This window comes from Siphonobacter sp. BAB-5385, assembly GCF_002261125.1.
Taxonomy (GTDB): Bacteria; Bacteroidota; Bacteroidia; order Cytophagales; family Spirosomataceae; genus Siphonobacter.
On the sequence record NZ_NMPS01000090.1, the window covers coordinates 17,226 to 34,532 of the forward strand.

The window sequence follows — 17,307 nt, forward strand, 5'->3', positions numbered from 1 at the left end:
GTGCTTAGATGGACAATAGGCAAACGGGGTACGTCCCGCTATTTTTCGGCCCACCAGAGTTTGGTTTTGAAATCGTCTGTACCACCGTTGAGGCTGATGCCTTCTTTCATATTCGTTGCGTTGAGCGAAGCTTCCGAGCCGGGATAGGGGAGTCGCGTGGGTAGTACGCCGTCGTTGGCAAAAACCGAACGTGGGTCTTTGGCCGGGAATACGGGCAGCCCCGTCCGACGCCATTCCGCCCAGGCTTCGACGCCGTTGGCAAAGAGACAGATCCATTTCTGATCCAGAATTTTTTCCCGGGTTACCGTACCTACCGTTGTGAAGTAAGAAGCCGGGGCCGTTACGCCGTACTGCGTCATGGAGGCGTTGACTCCTTTTTCGAAGTACTCTTTCGCTACCGTAGCTCCGCCTTCAATGTCCCCATCAATGGCGGCTTCGGCCAGAATGAAATTCAGTTCGGACCAAGTCATAATGACTTCCGGAGCGTCGGCTTTGGTGAACGCCGTACCAATTTTGGCGGCTCGGGCCAGGTACGTCGTCGCAATGGCGTCGGGTAGGCCGTTGGGTACGCCCAGCCAGACGCCCCCCTGCTGACTCCCGTATACGCCCAGACGCGGATCGTTCAGGGCCACCAGCTTATCGACCAGCGTTTGCGAAAGGTTCCAGTCCGTACGACTGCCCCAGATCATCGTTTCGTTCCACTCATTGTTGGACGGACGCGATGTGGTGGTTTTCAGACTGGCATTGTCATCGTTACTGGTGAAAATGGGATACGTTATCGGGTCGCTCAGAATTTCCTTCATAATGGCCCGCGATTCGGCGGGTTTCTTGGCGGCTTGCCGGTTGGCCAGTCGTAAGCGAAGGGAGTTCGCAAACTTTTTCCATTTCAGAATACTGCCGTTGTAGACAATATCGCCGGCAATGGCTGGGCCAGTTACCGATAATTTTTCATTGGCCGTTTTCAGATCTGCGAGCATTTGGGTATAGACCTGCTCCTGAGCGTCGTATTTGGGCGTCAGTACGGGGGCATCCGTACCGCCCTGCAAAGCCTGCGAGTACGGAATAGCCCCGAAGGTATCCGTCAGCACCGAAAACACCCAGGTCCGCATCACCAGAGCTACGCCGTAGTAATTAGCGTTCGGATTGCTGCCTTTTTCATCCGTAATCGTCAGAATGCGTTGGAGATTGAGCTGTGAATCATTGAAGAACGACTGCCAGTTGTTGAGCATCAAGGCCTGCGAAGCCTCGTAGTTATCGCCTTCGTTGGAATAAATGTTGCGGCCCAGGTGCTGAATCCAGAGCTCAGCGGCGTCGAGGTTGAGTCGCTCGAAACGCGTATTGCTGCCCCAGTACCGGTCAATGGATTTTTCCAGGGCGTACGTCAGCAGGTACTGCGGGGATACGCTGGTCGGACTGTTGGGATTGTCGTTGACCGAATCGAAACTACCCGTGCAGCCCGAGGTCATCAGGGCCATTCCGGTGGCAAGGGCAAGCGTTTTTATCGTCAATGTTTTCATTCGTCAGGGAATAATGTTGATCAGAATAAAAGCTCTTTTCCGGCGTTAGAAACCCAGGCTCAGGTTGAAACCCATGCTGCGGGAAGAGGGAAGTTCGCCGTAGCCAAAGCCCTGAGCATTACCGCCATTGGCGTCAATTTCGGGGTCGGCGTGAGGATGGTTTTTGAATAACATGGCCACGTTCCGTCCCACCACTGAAATCTTGGCTGATTGCAGCCGGAGGCGTTTGATAAAAGCCGCGGGAATCTGGTAGCCCAGTGACACTTCCCGTAACTTTACGTAAGAGGCATCGAAAATGGCCGCTTCGTGGTAGTTACGCGGGTTGTTGTAGCCATAGTACTGATTGGCCGAAACGATGGTTGAGTTAGGGGTGAAGGTGTACGCACCTTCGGCACTGCGGACGGCAATTACGCCCTTTCCAATGACGCCTTCTTCCCGCCCGATGGCCGTTTCGGCGTACTGGCCCGTCCAGCGGGCATTAGCCGTCCCTTCGTCGTACATATCGCCGCCAATCTTCGCGTCGATGAGAGCCGATAAAATCAAACCTTTGTAGGAAAAGGTATTTGAGAAACCACCCATCCAGTCGGGTTGTACGTTACCCAGAATTTTCTGCGTAGTCGATTTGACGGGTAATCCGTTCGTGAGTACCAACTGACCCGTGTATTGACCCGTTGGATCATAGTACGCGGCTGAAGGATCACTGCTTTGTACCCGCTCGAATCCGTAGCCGTACAGCGTTCCGTAGGGTTGGCCCGCCCGGGCTTCGAGGGTCAGACCCCGCCGTTCGTTGATAACCAGATTATTAAGTACGCCCGGCAGCAGTTCCAGGACGGTATTGCGGTTACGGGCAAAGTTCAGAGCTACGTCCCAGGTAAACCCATTATCGAGTTTGACAGGCGTACCCGTCAGGCTGATTTCCAGGCCCCGGTTCCGCATTTTTCCGATGTTCTGAATGGCACTGTTATAGCCCGTTGCCTTCGAGAGCTGGACGGGAATGATCTGATCTTTTGTCGTCTGACTGTAATAAGTAACGTCCAGACCGAGTTTGCCCCGGAAGAAGCGAGCCTCCAGACCCACTTCCTGACCCGTCGTGATTTCGGGCTTCAGGTTAGGATTGGGTTTACGCGTCGGTACGTAAAATTCGGGCAGGGAGCCGTTCCAGGAAGTTCCGGCGGTATACACTTCGGCCAGGCCGTACGGATCGGTATCGTTGCCGACCTGAGCCAAACTGCCGCGTACTTTTAAAAACGAAAGGACGTTGTTTTTTAAACTGGGTACCAGATCCGAAACTACCGCACTCAGAGCCGCCGAAGGGTAGAAATAGCTGCGATTGTTCGAGGGCAGGGTCGATGACCAGTCGTTTCGGGCGGTTACATCCAGAAAGAGCATATTCTGCCAGCCAAAATTCACGGCTCCGAATACCGACTGACTTTCCTTGCGTTCGATGGCACTGGCTACGGTGTTCTGCGTGGCAATGGAGTTCGATAGGTTATAGACGCCATCAATCACCAGCTGACCCACGTTGGTATAATTGCGTTTGTAGTAGTTGGTACGCAGCAGAGCACCCGCCGTAGCATTAATTGAGAACGCTTCCGTGATGTCTTTTTTGTAAGTCAACAGAACGTCAGTATTGGTTTCCTGCCGACGGAGTACTTCCTCGTTATAGGCTCCGTACGAGCGGGCACCGTTCCGGACGCGTTCGAAATTACTGACGGCAATGACGGTCTGCGTCCAGAGGTCCGTACCCGAGCGAAGCGTCAGCGTCAGATCATCGAGGATTTTGTAATTCAGAGCAATGTTTCCGACGAGGCGATCTCGCGTATCCGACGTGGGCAACATTTCCTGACTGTAGTAGGGATTCGTAAAGAAGGTATGTTGCCAGTTCGGTGGATCCGTATCGCCCGGGGGCTGAATGTGCACGTTGGTATAGCTCCGCCAGTCGCGTAATTTATTCCAGTCGGTTTGTCGGTGCGACCAGATAAACTCCTGACCTCCCGTATAACTCCGGTTGCCCGAGCCGCTTTTGATGTACTCGGCGGAGACGTTTACGCTTAGTTTAGGAGTGAAATTGTAATGGCTATTCAGTTTATAGTTATTGCGGTGGAAATCATTGAAATACATAATGCCTTTCTGATCCAGTCGGCCTAAACCGAGGCGGAAACTTCCTTTTTCATTACCACCGGAAATGGCAACGTTGTTGGACCAGGTACTACCCGTCTGCCAGAAATCCCGGTAGTTGCTGGGCATAGGCGTGAGCGGAGCCACGTCCGTACCCGTCCACCACTGGCGAACCAGCCGGCCATCCAGCGGAGCACCCCAGCTTTCGTCCGTACCTTCCGTACCCGTCAGTGGAGCATTCGGACCGTAGACAGCCCGGTACTGAGCAATTTCTGCCGGATCGGTAATTGAGCCACTCCAGCCGTTGCGGTACCAGGTGCGATACCCGTTTCCACCGCCGTAGGTATTCTGAAAGTTGGGTGAAATCCAGGGGCGTTCGACCGTATAGTTGGTATTCACTTCCACGCCGATTCCCTGCTGACCGGAGCCGTCTTTCGTCGTAATCAAGATCACGCCGTTGGCCGCCCGCGAACCGTACAGAGCCGAAGCCGAGGGGCCTTTCAGTACCGACACGTCCTTGATATTTTCGGGGTTAATGTCGGCAATACCGCCGCCCAGTCGCTTGCTGAAACTTTGCTCGATGGGCACGCCATCGATGACAATGAGTGGCTGGTTGTTGTTGGTAATGGAAGAGGCACCCCGAATCTGAATCGTTGAACCCGAACCCGGTCCGGTACCCGCCTGAATGCGTAGCCCTGCTACTTTCCCCGACAGGGCATTGGCCACGTTGGCAGGCCGAATTTCCGAAACGGCCTTTCCACCAATACTTTGCTGAGCGTAGCCCAGGGCCTTTTTCTCCCGCTGAATACCCAGAGCGGTTACCACCACTTCCGTGAGCTGACCCGCTTCCGGTTTCAAATACACGTCAAGCGAAGTCTGGGTCGTTACAGTTACTTCCTGCTTGATATAGCCAATGAAGGAAATCACCAGCGTGGCTCCGCCCGAGGGAAGGGTAAGTTTGAATTTGCCTTCGGAATCGGTAGTCGTACCGATGGTGGTCCCTTTGATGGATACAGAAGTGCCGGGTAGACCGAGTTTATCGTCGTCAGAGAAGACCTTTCCGATCAGAACCTGATCCTGAGCGGAAACGGCCATCGACCAACCCATTAATACGGCAAACAGCCAGAGTAATTTTCTCTTCATAAGAATGGTCAAGTGTGTGAACAAGCGGGAAGCAGCTTCGGCAAACCCCCTGATACGGCCATTCGTGGGGTCGCTTTCGCCTGGGGTAAGCGGAATGCACTCAATCAGGTTTTACTGCATAGAAAGAACAGATTCAAAATGACTGGTAATGGGTAGTTTAAGTAGTAATTGGGAATCAGGGGCTACTGGAATGATAAGGTTACGAACGGCCGCAGGTCTAGGGAAAGGGCCGCAATCTTTCCCGGTGACCTGCGGAACCGTAACGTAAACTGAATGAATCTACTTCCGGAAAGTAGCTCATGCAGTGGCTGAAGTGCTACGGAGCCGATGGCCCGTGAGTCACTGGAACTGTTATGTCAGAAATCGAGAAAGAGTAGTTTCAGTACGGAGAATCGGAATTGACGTTGAGTCTATACGTCAATTCATTGCGTAAACTTTACGGGGATAAAGTCTACTTCTCTACTGAAGCAAATCCTCCAAGTGCGGCCAGGAATATTTGCGATAAGAAGACGTACTGAACTTGAATTTTTTATAGGTACAACATTATAGGCAAAAATTCAAAAAACCAAATTATGAACTTTATTTTTTGCTTGATTCGAGATAATATTTTGATAAAACCAAATTAGCCAAAATTAAATTAATGATATAAATAAAATTTTTATTAAAAAAATGCAATGAAACTTAGCAAGTAGGTTTCTGGATAGGCTTTCAATGGAAGCGGTCTAAATTGAATAATTCTAATATGCATATACTAAATCCCTACGGAGATAGTTTTTATAGAAGACTGATACAAAGGTTTTTAGCGTTGTTAATGCGTAGACCTCCGATTTAATTTGGCAATTTGGACGATTGCGTTCATTTTTGTGCCGCTTACCGAATCCACATACCCCATGAATGTACCCGTATTGAAGATTTCGGCTCTTTTGAGTTGTTTGACTTTCTGCAAAGCAAAAGCACAGATTATCAAAGAGTTAACGGGTTTGGCCTCCATTTATCATTCCAAGTTTGAGGGAAAAAAGACAGCAGCTGGCGAATTATTCAACCAGACGTTCCTCACGGCGGCCCACCGTAGTTTACCGTTTAATTCACTCGTCGAAGTAATTAATCCGCTCACTCAGAAGTCCATCATCGTTCGAATTAATGACCGGGGCCCGTATGGACATCATCGCCTGATTGATCTTTCCGAAACCGGAGCCCGCCTGTTGGGTTTCCTGGGCAAAGGAGTAGGTGAAGTAAAGCTGCGAATTTTACGCTGGGGCGGGGCCACGTCTCCCAAACCACTGGCTGACCTTGATCCACAAGTGACGTACTTTGCCGCGGATTCCTTACTGCGGCGAAAAACGGATCTGCGGATTCATCACTAGATTAAATCTCTCCAATCTCGGCACTATTTTTTCCAAAGCCGTTCCGGGTTTTGTACCTTCGCACTGACTAATCACAACGAGTATGGATGAGACGCTTCACCCGCTTTCCTGGCTATCCGGCCTGGTTTGGGGTAAATCCGAGGAAGAGTCCTCCGTCGAGGACGCGGTAGTATATCTGTATCGAGTGGGGGAGAAAAAAGCTTTTTTCCGCCGGTTCAAAGTATGGATCAACGGCAAATACATTGGCAAACTCGATAGCTGGGGTAGTATGGCTCTTAAACTCGAGCCGGGTACCGTCCGTATCGAAACGGCTTTGAGTGGACTAACGCTGGTACCCCGGCTGCGGCAGGAGGTCACGCTGGATGTACTGCCCGGTTGTGAGTATTACATTGAAGGCAATCACCGGTCCGGTCTCCTTCGGGGTTCGCTTAGCCTGAGTGAAGTGACCGAACCAACGTTCCGTAAATACGCCGACCAGCTCAAGAACATTGGCTGGCGAAAACTGAAAAACTAGTACAGGCCCTGTTCACGTGACAGGGCTTTTTTCTTGCCCTTCGAGTAGGTACGCCGGCATCTGTTCTTATTTTGGCGTATGAAATCAACTTCCTTTTGGCTCGGGCTGGCCTTTTTTCAGGTACTGAATGGCTACGCTCAGACCGGCAGTCCGCAGGAACCCGTCCGCTACATCGGTGGCGAAACCATCGATCCTACGCTTCACGAAGGTCGTCTACGGTACGCCATTGGTACCGAAAACCGACAAACCCTGCGGGCCAACCGTACCCACCCCGAAACCGCCGACGATCACGGCTGGACGTACAACCATGCCTCGAATCTCTGTTACTGGAACGGCACGTTCTATCAGCAATACCTGAGCAATCCCGTGGATGAACACGTGGCTCCGGGCCAAACGCTGGTCATGACTTCCAAAGACGGTCGGCACTGGAACAAGCCTCAGGTGGTGTTTCCGCCGTATCAGGCTCCGGCGGGCGTCAAAATTCCGCAAGGGTACAAGGGCTACATGATGCACCAGCGAATGGGTTTCTACGTGGCTCCGAATGGTCGGTTGCTGGTGCTGGCTTTCTACGGTCATACCGAAGATCCCTTCGGAAAAGGAGGAATCGGACGGGTGGTACGCGAAGCTTACAAAGACGGAACCTACGGACCCATTTATTTCATTCGCTACACCAGTCATGCTAATTGGAATGAATCCAATACGAGTTATCCGTTCTATAAAAAAGCAACGGATGCAGCTTTCGTGAAAGCCTGCGACGATCTGCTGAAGGACCCGCTCATGACCTTTCAGTGGTACGACGAAGACAACGGGCTCGATGGATTTTACAACCACAAAAAGGCCGGACAGGCCCTGTCGTACTACCACCGTAAAGACGGGAAAGTGGTCGCTCTCTGGAAAAAATCACTTACGGCTCTTTCGTCGGACGAAGGCAAAACGTTCTCCCAACCCGTGAAAGTCCCCACGCTGGTCATGTCCGGTGGGAAGCAATGGGGGCAGCGGACGGATGATGGCCGGTACGCCCTGAGTTACAATCCCATCGAACAAACGCAGTATCGCTTTCCACTCGTCGTAGTAACGGGCGACGACGGGATCCTGTTTGATCACATGCTACTGATTCAGGGAGAATTACCGCCCCGGCGGTATACCGGTCGCTGGAAGGATTTCGGTCCCTGTTACATGCGGGGCATCGAAGAAGGGAATGGAAACCCGCCGGGTAATGACCTGTGGATGAGTTACAGCATGAACAAGGAAGATATCTGGGTTAGTCGGACGCCCGTACCCGTCACGTACCGCGTAAAAGGTACGGTAAAAGACAATTTTGATGCGTTAGAAACCGAAGGGGCCATTCCTGACTGGAACATTTACGCTCCGAAATGGGCTCCGGTATCAGTAGTCGAAACGCCCGGAAAATCGGGCAAAAGTCTCTTGCTGGCAGACCAGGATTTGTACGATTACGCCCGGGCCATCCGGGTATTTGAAGAAGGAACCCAGGTAACGACAAAACTAAAGGTATACGCCGATCCAACGAATACAGGGTTATTGGAGATCGACTTAACCGATCAATACGGGAACCGACCCGTACGGATTCGTTTCAACGAAAAAAATCAGCTTATGGCTACGGATGGCAGTACCGAAAAAGTACTACAATCCTACGAAAAAGGTCGCTGGTACGAGCTGGAAGTACAGACGAAAGCAACGCCGGATGGACACTATTCGGTGAAAGTGGACGGCAAAACGGTACTGGAAAAAGCTCAGCTGGCCGAGGCGGTTAAATCCATCGAACGTTTATCACTACGGACCGGACCCTACCGCAATCTGCCCAACCGACAAACGCCCAACGAAACCAATGATCCGCCTTTGCCGAATGCGGATGTACCCACTTCACCCACGCGGTTCTATCTTGATGAGGTGGTGATTGGAAAGTAGTTCGGCGGTTATGAACTCGTAGTTACTTATGGGTGCAGGATTCCAATCCTGCACCCATAAGTAATCAGTACCTTTCAGCATAAGTCGTATCTAGGGATTACAATTTTCTTCATAAAGTCTACTAAAACTATATACTATATCTTTTATTTCATTAGTTTTGCCACCGCAACTTTCAAAAGCCATCTATGATTCCAAGAGTCGTCCCTTATTGTTGAGAGCTTCCTGACTTTCGATAGCGGATTTCTTCTAGAAGTTACCGTGATTTTAACCCATTTGTAGTAAACCATACATCCGTTCCCAAGACGTTTCTTTCGCTTGTACATGAGAACCACTACCATAATGCTTATGGTCAGCTTGTTGCTGACTGCTTTTTCAGGAAAAGCTCAGGATCAACCCATTATTAATGCTACCGTTTCCGGAATTGTACTGGATGCGTCTTCCGGCGACCCGCTGGTGGGGGCCACCGTCGTTATCAAGGGAACGACCAACGGAGCCAGTACGGACGCCAATGGTCAGTTCAACCTCCGGACCGGACAAAAGCTGCCCTTCACCCTTATCGTATCGTTTGTAGGGTATACGAAAAAAGAAGTGGTCGTCAATGATAAACAGGTGACGATCAACCTGGAGCCCGCTTCTAATAAACTCGACGACGTGATTATTTCCTCCCGTCGCCGTCAGGAGTCGGCTCAGGAAGTACCCATCCCCATTTCCGTCATTCAGGGTTCCCGGGCTGAAGACGCGGGAGCTTTCAACGTCAACCGACTGAAAGAATTGGTGCCTACCGTGCAATTGTACGTATCCAATGCCCGGAATACCACGCTGAACATTCGAGGATTGGGCTCCACCTTTGGACTCACTAACGACGGTATCGATCCCGGCGTAGGGTTCTACGTCGATGGTGTATACTATGCTCGTCCGGCGGCTACGGCTCTGGATTTTATTGACATTGATCGGATTGAAGTATTACGTGGTCCCCAGGGAACGCTCTTTGGAAAAAACACCACGGCGGGAGCGTTTAACATTTCGACCCGGGCCGCCAGCTTCACGCCCGGAGCGAACTTCGAATTAAGCTACGGTAACTATGGTTTTATCCAGGCAAAAGGATCCCTTACGGGACCGCTGGGTAAAAAACTGGCCGCTCGTGTTTCCTTTACGGGTACGCAACGGGATGGGCTATTTTACAACGTGCATACGCAATTGCCCATCAACGACATCAATAACATTGGCGTTCGCGGACAGTTTCTGTACACGCCGAGCGACAACGTAAAAATCACCCTGATTGGCGATGTGTCCAATCAAAAACCGAACGGATACGGTTGGCCCGTGGCAGGTGTCGTACCTACGCAGCGGGCTGCATACCGGCAGTTCAACGCGATTATTGCTGATTTAGGCTATAAGCTACCTTACCAGAGTGCCTTTGAACGGAAACTGGATCTGGATACACCTTCCAAAGCCGACAACCAACTGGGGGGCGTGTCAGTGAATGCGGATATTAAGCTTGGAAACGGAACGCTGACGGCTACGTCCGCGTGGCGGTACTGGAAGTGGACGCCGCTGAACGACCGGGATTACATTGGTTTGCCCGTATTCACGATTTCTTCCGGTAACTCGGTGCATGATCAGTGGTCGCAGGAGATTCGATACTCGGGTAAAATTTCTTCCAAAATCAGTGGCGTGGTTGGGGTATTCGGACTCTGGCAGGATTTGAAATCTGATCCGGTACAAACCGAAGAGGCGGGTTCAGCCCAGTGGCGTTTCGCTCAGAGTACCACCAGTGCTTTATGGAAAACGCCGGGCTTGTTCGATAACTTTGGTATTCGCACCAATAACCGCATTCGCAGTACCAGTCTGGCCGTGTTTGCTCAGGCCGATTGGGCCATTACCGAAAAACTACACTTCTTACCCGGTGTACGTTATAACTACGACAAGAAAGTGGTGGACTACGACCGCAAGACCTACGGCGGCCTGCAAACGACGGATGCGGCTCTCTTAGCCTTGAAGCGGCTGGTATACACTGATCAGTCCTTCCACACGGATTATGATCAGGGTAATTTCTCCGGACAACTCTCGCTTCAGTACAAAGCGACCAATAAGATCAACGCTTATGCTACGTACTCCATCGGTTACAAGCCCATCGGTGTGAACGTGGGTGGATTACCCACTGCCAATGGCGTAACCCTGATTGACCTGGCGAATGTAAAACCCGAATACGTGGCTCATAAGGAACTGGGCATTAAAACCCGACCTTCGGCTAATTCCATTCTAAATCTGACCGTATACCGCTCGGACATCGACGATTTCCAGACGCAGGTACAAACGCCGGAACCGGGTGTAAACCGGGGGTATCTGGCCAATGCCGAAAAAGTGCGGGTACAGGGTGTGGAGCTGGACGGAAGCCTGCGTTTTACGAACCTGAATTTTAACGCGGCAGTAGCCTATACCGATGGCAAGTATGTACGGTTTACAAACGCTCCCGTACCCTTGGAGGAAGTCGGAGGAGCTCAGGCCTTTAAAGATATTTCAGGCGGTGAATTACCGGGTATTTCCAAGTGGTCGGGGTCGGTTGGGGGAGAAGCCCATACCAATGGCAACCTGCTGGGACTGAAAGGCAATTACTTCCTGGGCCTGGATGTGTTCTATCGCTCGAAATTTTCATCCAGTCCGTCGCCTTCGCAGTACCTGAACATTGAAGGCTACTCACTGACGAACGGCCGGGCCGGTTTCCGGGCCTCCAATGGCTTGAGCTTCTTCGCCTGGGCACGCAACATCTTCAATAAGAACTACTACGAAATGTTACTGGCAGCTCCGGGTAGCTACGGCCAATACGCCGGAATCGTGGGCGATCAGCGGATGTATGGGGTAACGATTCGGTATACGTATTAATCGACTTAGTTATTTGAATAGAAAAAGGTAATCGTAGCGAACTGCGATTACCTTTTTTCGTTGCTAGCTAAATGTAAAGCCGTTTTGAATTTTTTTCTGATGGTAACTGAAGTACTTTCTGATGAGAACGAACGTACTTCTTTTCAACAACTTTTCTTCACCCCTTACTTTCGCCCCCGATGCCCTTTTCCTTTCAGCGGCGTCTGTTCCTCCTTGAAACTACCCGAAGCGTCAAAGACCAGAACCTTCACGGTATCACTGGTGCTGATCGCAATGAAATAGGTTCCATCCGCGTTTTTACCCGCTTTTTTGATGGTCGCTGCCGCGTAATTTGTGGAGATGTACGTCGTGATCGTTGCAGGCAGGTCAGCCGTGGCTACGGGCGTTAGCTTGGCTCGTTTGCCGTAGTGTTCCAGCAGTTTCGTGAAGGTACCACTGGCGTCAAAAAGCAGACCTTTCGGCTGACCGTCCACCACAATACCCACGACGTATTTTCCGCTCGCGTCCGTTCCGGCAAAGGCGATGGAGGCCTTCGGATAGTTAGTCGAAAGGTAGGTCAGAATAGCAGCGGGCAATGCCGTCGAATCGATGGCTGTTAACTTGCCCTTACAGTGTTTCGAGGTCACTGAATCGATTTGGGCAGCGTAGCGGGCTGCAGTTGCGGTGACGGCATCGGTAGCCGTTTCCTCCGCTGTGGAAGAAACGTCCTCCCGCTGGCAACTGAACAGAAACGCTCCCAATAGCAGAGCAAAGAAGGGAAAACCCCAGAGATACTTTTTCATAGGAGATTGCGAATAAGATGGTAAACCAATTGAACCATACTACGGCTTATCCTAGCGGCCAGTTAGGATCGTTTATGAACGCGTTCAAGAAGTAGTACGCGGTACCCCGTAGCCGCGTGGCAACTAGTAGTATTTTATTTCAAAATCGACGGTTGAGTAGTAGGAAAGACCACGATAGGGAGGAAGGAAAGTACGTAGAAAATGGCAAGCCCTTGAGTCAATAGGGTACTAAATTCGATTTATGAACGAGTAATTGTAGCACTTTACATGACCAGGAAAGCTGGATGAGGCACTGGATCACCCCGCCGTTGAAAAGTATTAACCGCCGTTGTTGGTGTGTAGCGAAGCGTCACCAACAAATTACTGTACTGCTTCAATACCCGCTATTTCAACACGCCCAGCTCCGTCAGTTGCTCACTCACATACCGTTTGTAAACCTTCCCGATTTTCAGGCTTTTTCCACCGATGGTCAGACTGTCGGATTCGAGCGTTTCGAGGTGGGCGGCATTGATCAGGTGCGACCGACTGATGCGTACAAAGGTTGGTTTGGGTAACCGCTCTTCGGCTTCTTTCATCGTCAGGCGGGTCACGTGTGTTTTTCGGGCGGTGATGATCTTTACGTAGTTCTCCAGACTTTCCAGATACCTGATTTCACCGTAGGAAATGACCACTTTCTCCCCATTGACCAGACAACTCAATTCCCCTGTATTTGTTAAAGGCAGTGGTTCACTTAGGGCAGGTTTAGTTACGGCTGGGGTTGGTAGCGTACTGCGGTAAAACGCGTAAATCCCGAAGCCCGCCAGCGTATGTACCCAGAAGCTAAGGATGAGCGGCAGTGCGTAATCTACCCGAAACTGTAGTTTCAGAATCGTGTACATGCTCACCGTATTGAGGCCCATGATCAGTAACGTCCACAACAGGTATTCGCGTTTGCGTTGCTGCAAATACAGTCGTTCGTAGAGAATCCGATTATGAAAAACCAGCCAGGCGTATAAACCAAGCAGAAAGAGATAGGGTAGGTACTGATTCGTACCGCTTCGCTCCTGAATGTAATACCGATCCGACACGTAATGCACGCCCAGCAAGGCCAGCAGTCCCAACAGGTTACGAACCAGTACCGAACGTAAAACTTTCTCCATAGGGGCAATTTACGAGCAGAACGGGTGCCTGCGAAAGGAAACAGTGACGAAAGAACTTGGTCACTAGCGAAATCATCTGGTCACCAGGGACTGGGAAGGAGCCGAAAAGTCCGACAATTTTGAGCTTCACCATTCAAAACGGACGTTTTATGCCCAGCCTCCATCTCATTAATCTAATCATTCACATTTGCTTCGGCCTGATTGCCCTGGGCCTCGGATTGCTGGCCTTACTGGTTCCAAAAGAGCGGGGGGCTCATACGCGATTCGGTCGCTGGTTTCTGTATGCCATCAGCGTGGTGGTAGGTACGGGCCTGCTCGGTGCGGTGTTTTTTCGGGCCAGTCCTTTTCTGGTCATGCTGACCTTGCTGGCGGGCTATGTGAGCTATGCGGGCTGGCGGACGGTCAAACTCCGCGAAAACCGCAGTTCCCGGCAGGACGTAGTCTGGGCCCTGATCGCTCTTACTTCAGGTATCTGTTTCCTGTGGATTGCCAAGTCCTCCGATGCTAGCTGGAACCCGGCCGTAACGTATTCGACCTTTGGGGCCTTGTCGCTGGTGACTACCTACGATGTCGTCAAACATTACTGGCTGCACGAACGACTCAAAGGCGGCTGGCTGTACGAGCACATCTATAAAATGTTTTCGGCATTCAGTGCGTTGCTGTCTGCCTTTTCGGGAAATGCATTACCGCAATTCAAGCCCTATAGCCAGCTCGGACCATCGGTGTTAGGGCTGATCCTCATGGTCTGGTTCATGAGTCGGCAGTCCAGACGCAAGGCGGTTTGAGATGCGGAGGGAAGGGGGGGCATTCGTCAGGAGTGCGCTTTATGTCATTGCACGCGTGGGTCGAGCACGCAACCTGAGAACGGAAACGTTTGCCGCACTGAGCCTTTGGGAACGTACGGCTTTCAATCATTCCAAGTGTAATTAGTAGTCAAGTCCCCCCCCCCCATAGATTTAGGACCGATACACCACTTCACCTTTTTCTTTTAAAATGAAATTTCCCCAGGCCGTAACCGCATCCAGTACCGGGATGAAAGTTTTCCCAAAATCCGTGAGCTGGTAAATGACTTTGATGGGCGGTTTCTCGCCGTAGACAGCTCGGGATACCAGCCCGTCTTTTTCCAGTTGCTTAAGTTGCAGACTCAGCGTCATCTCCGTGATGTCGGGCATTTCCCGGCGTAATTCGCTGTACCGTTTGCTCGTCTCTTTAAGATGGTACAGAATCACCGTTTTCCATTTGCCGCCGACCAGATCCATTGCCAGGCTGACCGTACAGGGGTATTCTCTTCCGTTAAGTTTCACCGCATCACCGGCACATTCTGCTTGCATCGTACTTCTCCGATTTTGATCTATCCATCTGGATAGTTATTGCAAAGCTAGGTTACTCAAAATAGTTTTGCAACTATCATTTTTAGAGTACAAAACACGACAATGTATGGCTTTAGTAATCTTGGGACACCCGAACTTTTCTTCGTCCCTTGCCAACAAAACGATCATCGAAGAACTGCTTAAGAGCAATCTGGAGCTGGAAGTAAGAAACCTGCAGGACTTGTACCCGGACTACCAAATCGACGTAAAAGCGGAACAGGCAGCTTTGCTTCACCATCAGACCGTCGTTTTCCAGTATCCGGTCTATTGGTACAACATGCCCGCTATTCTCAAACACTGGTTCGATACCGTCTTTGAATACCAGTTTGCCTACGGCTCGAAGGGCGATAAGCTCCAAGGAAAAAACTTCCTCCCAAGCTTCACCGTCGGCGGTCCCGAGGAGGAGTATCATACCAAAGGAGAGCACCATTTTCGCGTGTACGAATTCTGGAAAAACCTGGAACAAACGGCCTATTACGCGGGAATGAATTATCTGGAGCCGATTTACTTTCATGGAACGTCAATAAATGCGGGTTTTACGGAGGAGCAGGTTAGGGAAAAGGCGAGGGGGCATGCGGGGCGGTTGATGGGGCGGTTGCGGGAGTTGGAGAGTCAGGTAAAACAATATCGTTAGGTATCAGCTTGTCATTATTGCGGTGGGGAGGGTAATACCAAGTTTAACTTTTACCTTGGCGAGGCCATAAAAAACCACCCATGCCCATCCAACCCCTCTCCCCCCAAACCCTCCCCGCATTAGTAACTCTCGTCCTGGCCTTGTGGCCGGAATGCTCGTTTGAGGAAGAGTGGGAGAATTACCAGCGGTTGCTTACGGCCAGGGACGAAATTTGCTATCTGGCGAAAGAAGGACCGGACTACATCGGTTTCATTCATCTGAACCTGCGGACGGATTACGTGGAGGGAGCTTCGCACTCGCCGGTGGCCTACGTGGAAGGCTTGTACGTGAAACCGGAATTTCAGCATCAGGGCATCGGGCGATTGCTGATGCAGGCGGGGGAGAATTGGGCTCGGGAGAAAAACTGCCTGGAAGTGGCTTCGGATACGGAACTGGACAATAGGGAAAGTCTGGCCTTTCACCAGAAGCTGGGCTTTGAAGAAGCAAACCGAATCGTGTGTCTAATTAAACGGTTATAAAGTGGGTTTCAGTCTTTCCTGCGTATTTGTTAACAACCATAGATTGCTTCTCATTCTTGCCTGTGTATAAGTCTATGAGTCGATCTGATTCCTTTACCTCACTTGAGTTCGTACGCTGATCGGTGTAGGTCTTTCTTCTGTTCACGTATTTTTCGGGCGTATTTCCGTTGGGCTAGGACGCCGCAATGTATCTGAATTCGTGAGCTAAATTTTGGCGAATGCTATACGTTAATTGATTTATAGGTTCATGCCTGATAACCTACAACAGATATGCTGAAATTTATATAACTTGTTTACGCACAGAAACGAATCACCTCTATCCACTAAAAATGATTAATTATCAACAAAACCTCTACCACTATGAAAAACGCATCCAATCGCCGGGACTGGCTCCGGAAAACGGCTCTGTTTGGCTCGGCCGTGCTAGTCGGGCAAAATCGGGAATCGCTTCCGGTTACTGCGACCGCTGCAGCTGTGGTTCGTCGCATTCCGATTAGCGTTTCGACGTACTCGTACTGGCATTTTCAGGAGCAGAAGTATCCCATTGAGAAAGTCATCGAGGATGCCTCCCGCATTGGCTTTGACGGCGTCGAGATTCTGCATCGCCAGATGACCGATGAAACGATTGCCTATCAGAATAAACTCAAGCGAATGGCCTTTGACAATGGTTTGTCGCTGCCGCTCCTGTCCATCCACCAGAGCTTCGTCGACCCCGATCCGGCCAAACGTAAAAAAGACATCGAACATACCGAGCGGTGCATCAACCTGGCCGTGCAAATGGGTATTCCCTGCGTACGCATGAATACGGGGAGCTGGCGGACCGTCAAACGCGATGCGGCTTATTATAGAGATGGCGTGGAACCACCGCTGAAAGGCTATACCGACGATGACGCGATCAAATGGTGTATCGAAGGTATGCAGGAATGTCTGAAAATAGCCGAAAAAGCGGGTGTGGTACTTGCTATCGAAAATCACTGGGGCCTTTCCTCTAACATCGATTACCTGTTACGAATATACGAGCCATTGAAAACTTCGCCCGCCATGGGCATGAACGTGGATACGGGTAACTTTGTGGGCGAACCGTACGCTCAGTTGGAACGCATCGCTCCGTACGCGACCATTGTACAGGCCAAAACCTACTACGGCGGCGGCCATTACTACGACAAGGAACTGGATTACACCCGCATCGGAAAGATCCTGCAAAAAGCCAATTTCAACGGATTCGTATCGCTGGAAATGGAAGGGAAGGAAGACCCCCGAACGGCGGTACCTAAAAGTCTGGAATTACTGCGGAAAGCCTTTACGTTTACGGCGTAGAAATGACTAATAAAAAAAGACCTCTGATCGCTCAGAGGTCTTTGCCAGTTTGGTAGTCCGTACGGGAATCGAACCCGTGTTT

The 17,307-nt window shown here is 50.8% G+C and carries 13 protein-coding genes; 8 read left to right on the forward strand and 5 right to left on the reverse strand.

The features are described from left to right. Positions 1-38: 38 nt before the first annotated feature. Complete coding sequence (locus BWI93_RS09195; protein ID WP_094810469.1) at positions 39-1,517, reverse strand: SusD/RagB family nutrient-binding outer membrane lipoprotein; 1,479 nt, start codon at positions 1,515-1,517, stop codon at positions 39-41. Between the two features lie 45 nt (positions 1,518-1,562). Beyond that, positions 1,563-4,778: a SusC/RagA family TonB-linked outer membrane protein gene (locus tag BWI93_RS09200; protein WP_255157784.1), complete on the reverse strand. Its 3,216-nt coding sequence runs from the start codon at positions 4,776-4,778 to the stop codon at positions 1,563-1,565. 833 nt (positions 4,779-5,611) lie between these two features. Here BWI93_RS09200 and BWI93_RS09205 point away from each other — a divergent pair. The 4 genes from BWI93_RS09205 to BWI93_RS09220 all read left to right on the forward strand — a co-directional run bounded on the left by BWI93_RS09205 (position 5,612) and on the right by BWI93_RS09220 (position 11,465). Then, positions 5,612-6,142 (forward strand): septal ring lytic transglycosylase RlpA family protein, encoded by a 531-nt coding sequence (locus BWI93_RS09205; RefSeq protein WP_141217406.1) that lies wholly within the window; start codon positions 5,612-5,614, stop codon positions 6,140-6,142. An 82-nt stretch (positions 6,143-6,224) separates the two neighbouring features. Continuing rightward, complete coding sequence (locus BWI93_RS09210; protein ID WP_094810473.1) at positions 6,225-6,656, forward strand: hypothetical protein; 432 nt, start codon at positions 6,225-6,227, stop codon at positions 6,654-6,656. Between the two features lie 78 nt (positions 6,657-6,734). Continuing rightward, positions 6,735-8,582, forward strand: a complete 1,848-nt coding sequence (locus BWI93_RS09215) for a hypothetical protein (RefSeq protein ID WP_094810475.1) — start codon at positions 6,735-6,737, stop codon at positions 8,580-8,582. Positions 8,583-8,921: 339 nt separating this feature from the next. Beyond that, positions 8,922-11,465 carry a TonB-dependent receptor gene (locus tag BWI93_RS09220; protein WP_255157785.1) on the forward strand — a complete coding sequence of 848 codons (2,544 nt, stop codon included), beginning with the start codon at positions 8,922-8,924 and terminating at the stop codon, positions 11,463-11,465. 164 nt (positions 11,466-11,629) lie between these two features. On the opposite strand, the gene BWI93_RS09225 is transcribed toward BWI93_RS09220, so the two are convergent. Both BWI93_RS09225 and BWI93_RS09230 read right to left on the reverse strand, forming a co-directional pair. Continuing rightward, positions 11,630-12,247 (reverse strand): PepSY-like domain-containing protein, encoded by a 618-nt coding sequence (locus tag BWI93_RS09225; protein ID WP_094810477.1) that lies wholly within the window; start codon positions 12,245-12,247, stop codon positions 11,630-11,632. A 383-nt stretch (positions 12,248-12,630) separates the two neighbouring features. Further along, the gene (locus tag BWI93_RS09230; protein ID WP_094810479.1) at positions 12,631-13,386 is read right to left on the reverse strand and encodes a LytTR family DNA-binding domain-containing protein; all 756 of its coding nucleotides are present in this window, start codon (positions 13,384-13,386) and stop codon (positions 12,631-12,633) included. 149 nt (positions 13,387-13,535) lie between these two features. Between BWI93_RS09230 and BWI93_RS09235 the strand changes: the two genes are divergently transcribed. Continuing rightward, positions 13,536-14,171, forward strand: a complete 636-nt coding sequence (locus tag BWI93_RS09235; protein WP_094810481.1) for a hypothetical protein — start codon at positions 13,536-13,538, stop codon at positions 14,169-14,171. Between the two features lie 171 nt (positions 14,172-14,342). Here BWI93_RS09235 and BWI93_RS09240 read toward each other — a convergent pair whose 3' ends face one another. After that, positions 14,343-14,717, reverse strand: a complete 375-nt coding sequence (locus BWI93_RS09240; RefSeq protein ID WP_094810483.1) for a helix-turn-helix domain-containing protein — start codon at positions 14,715-14,717, stop codon at positions 14,343-14,345. Positions 14,718-14,823: 106 nt separating this feature from the next. On the opposite strand from BWI93_RS09240, the gene BWI93_RS09245 reads away from it, so the two are divergent. The 3 genes from BWI93_RS09245 (at position 14,824) to BWI93_RS09255 (ending at position 17,225) form a co-directional block, all read left to right on the forward strand. Next, positions 14,824-15,390, forward strand: a complete 567-nt coding sequence (locus tag BWI93_RS09245) for an NAD(P)H-dependent oxidoreductase (protein ID WP_094810485.1) — start codon at positions 14,824-14,826, stop codon at positions 15,388-15,390. A gap of 80 nt (positions 15,391-15,470) precedes the next feature. Further along, positions 15,471-15,908 (forward strand): aminoglycoside 6'-N-acetyltransferase, encoded by a 438-nt coding sequence (aac(6'), locus tag BWI93_RS09250; RefSeq protein ID WP_094810487.1) that lies wholly within the window; start codon positions 15,471-15,473, stop codon positions 15,906-15,908. A gap of 360 nt (positions 15,909-16,268) precedes the next feature. Then, positions 16,269-17,225, forward strand: coding sequence for a sugar phosphate isomerase/epimerase (locus BWI93_RS09255; RefSeq protein WP_094810489.1), 957 nt, complete (start codon positions 16,269-16,271; stop codon positions 17,223-17,225). The last annotated feature ends 82 nt before the right edge of the window (positions 17,226-17,307 follow it).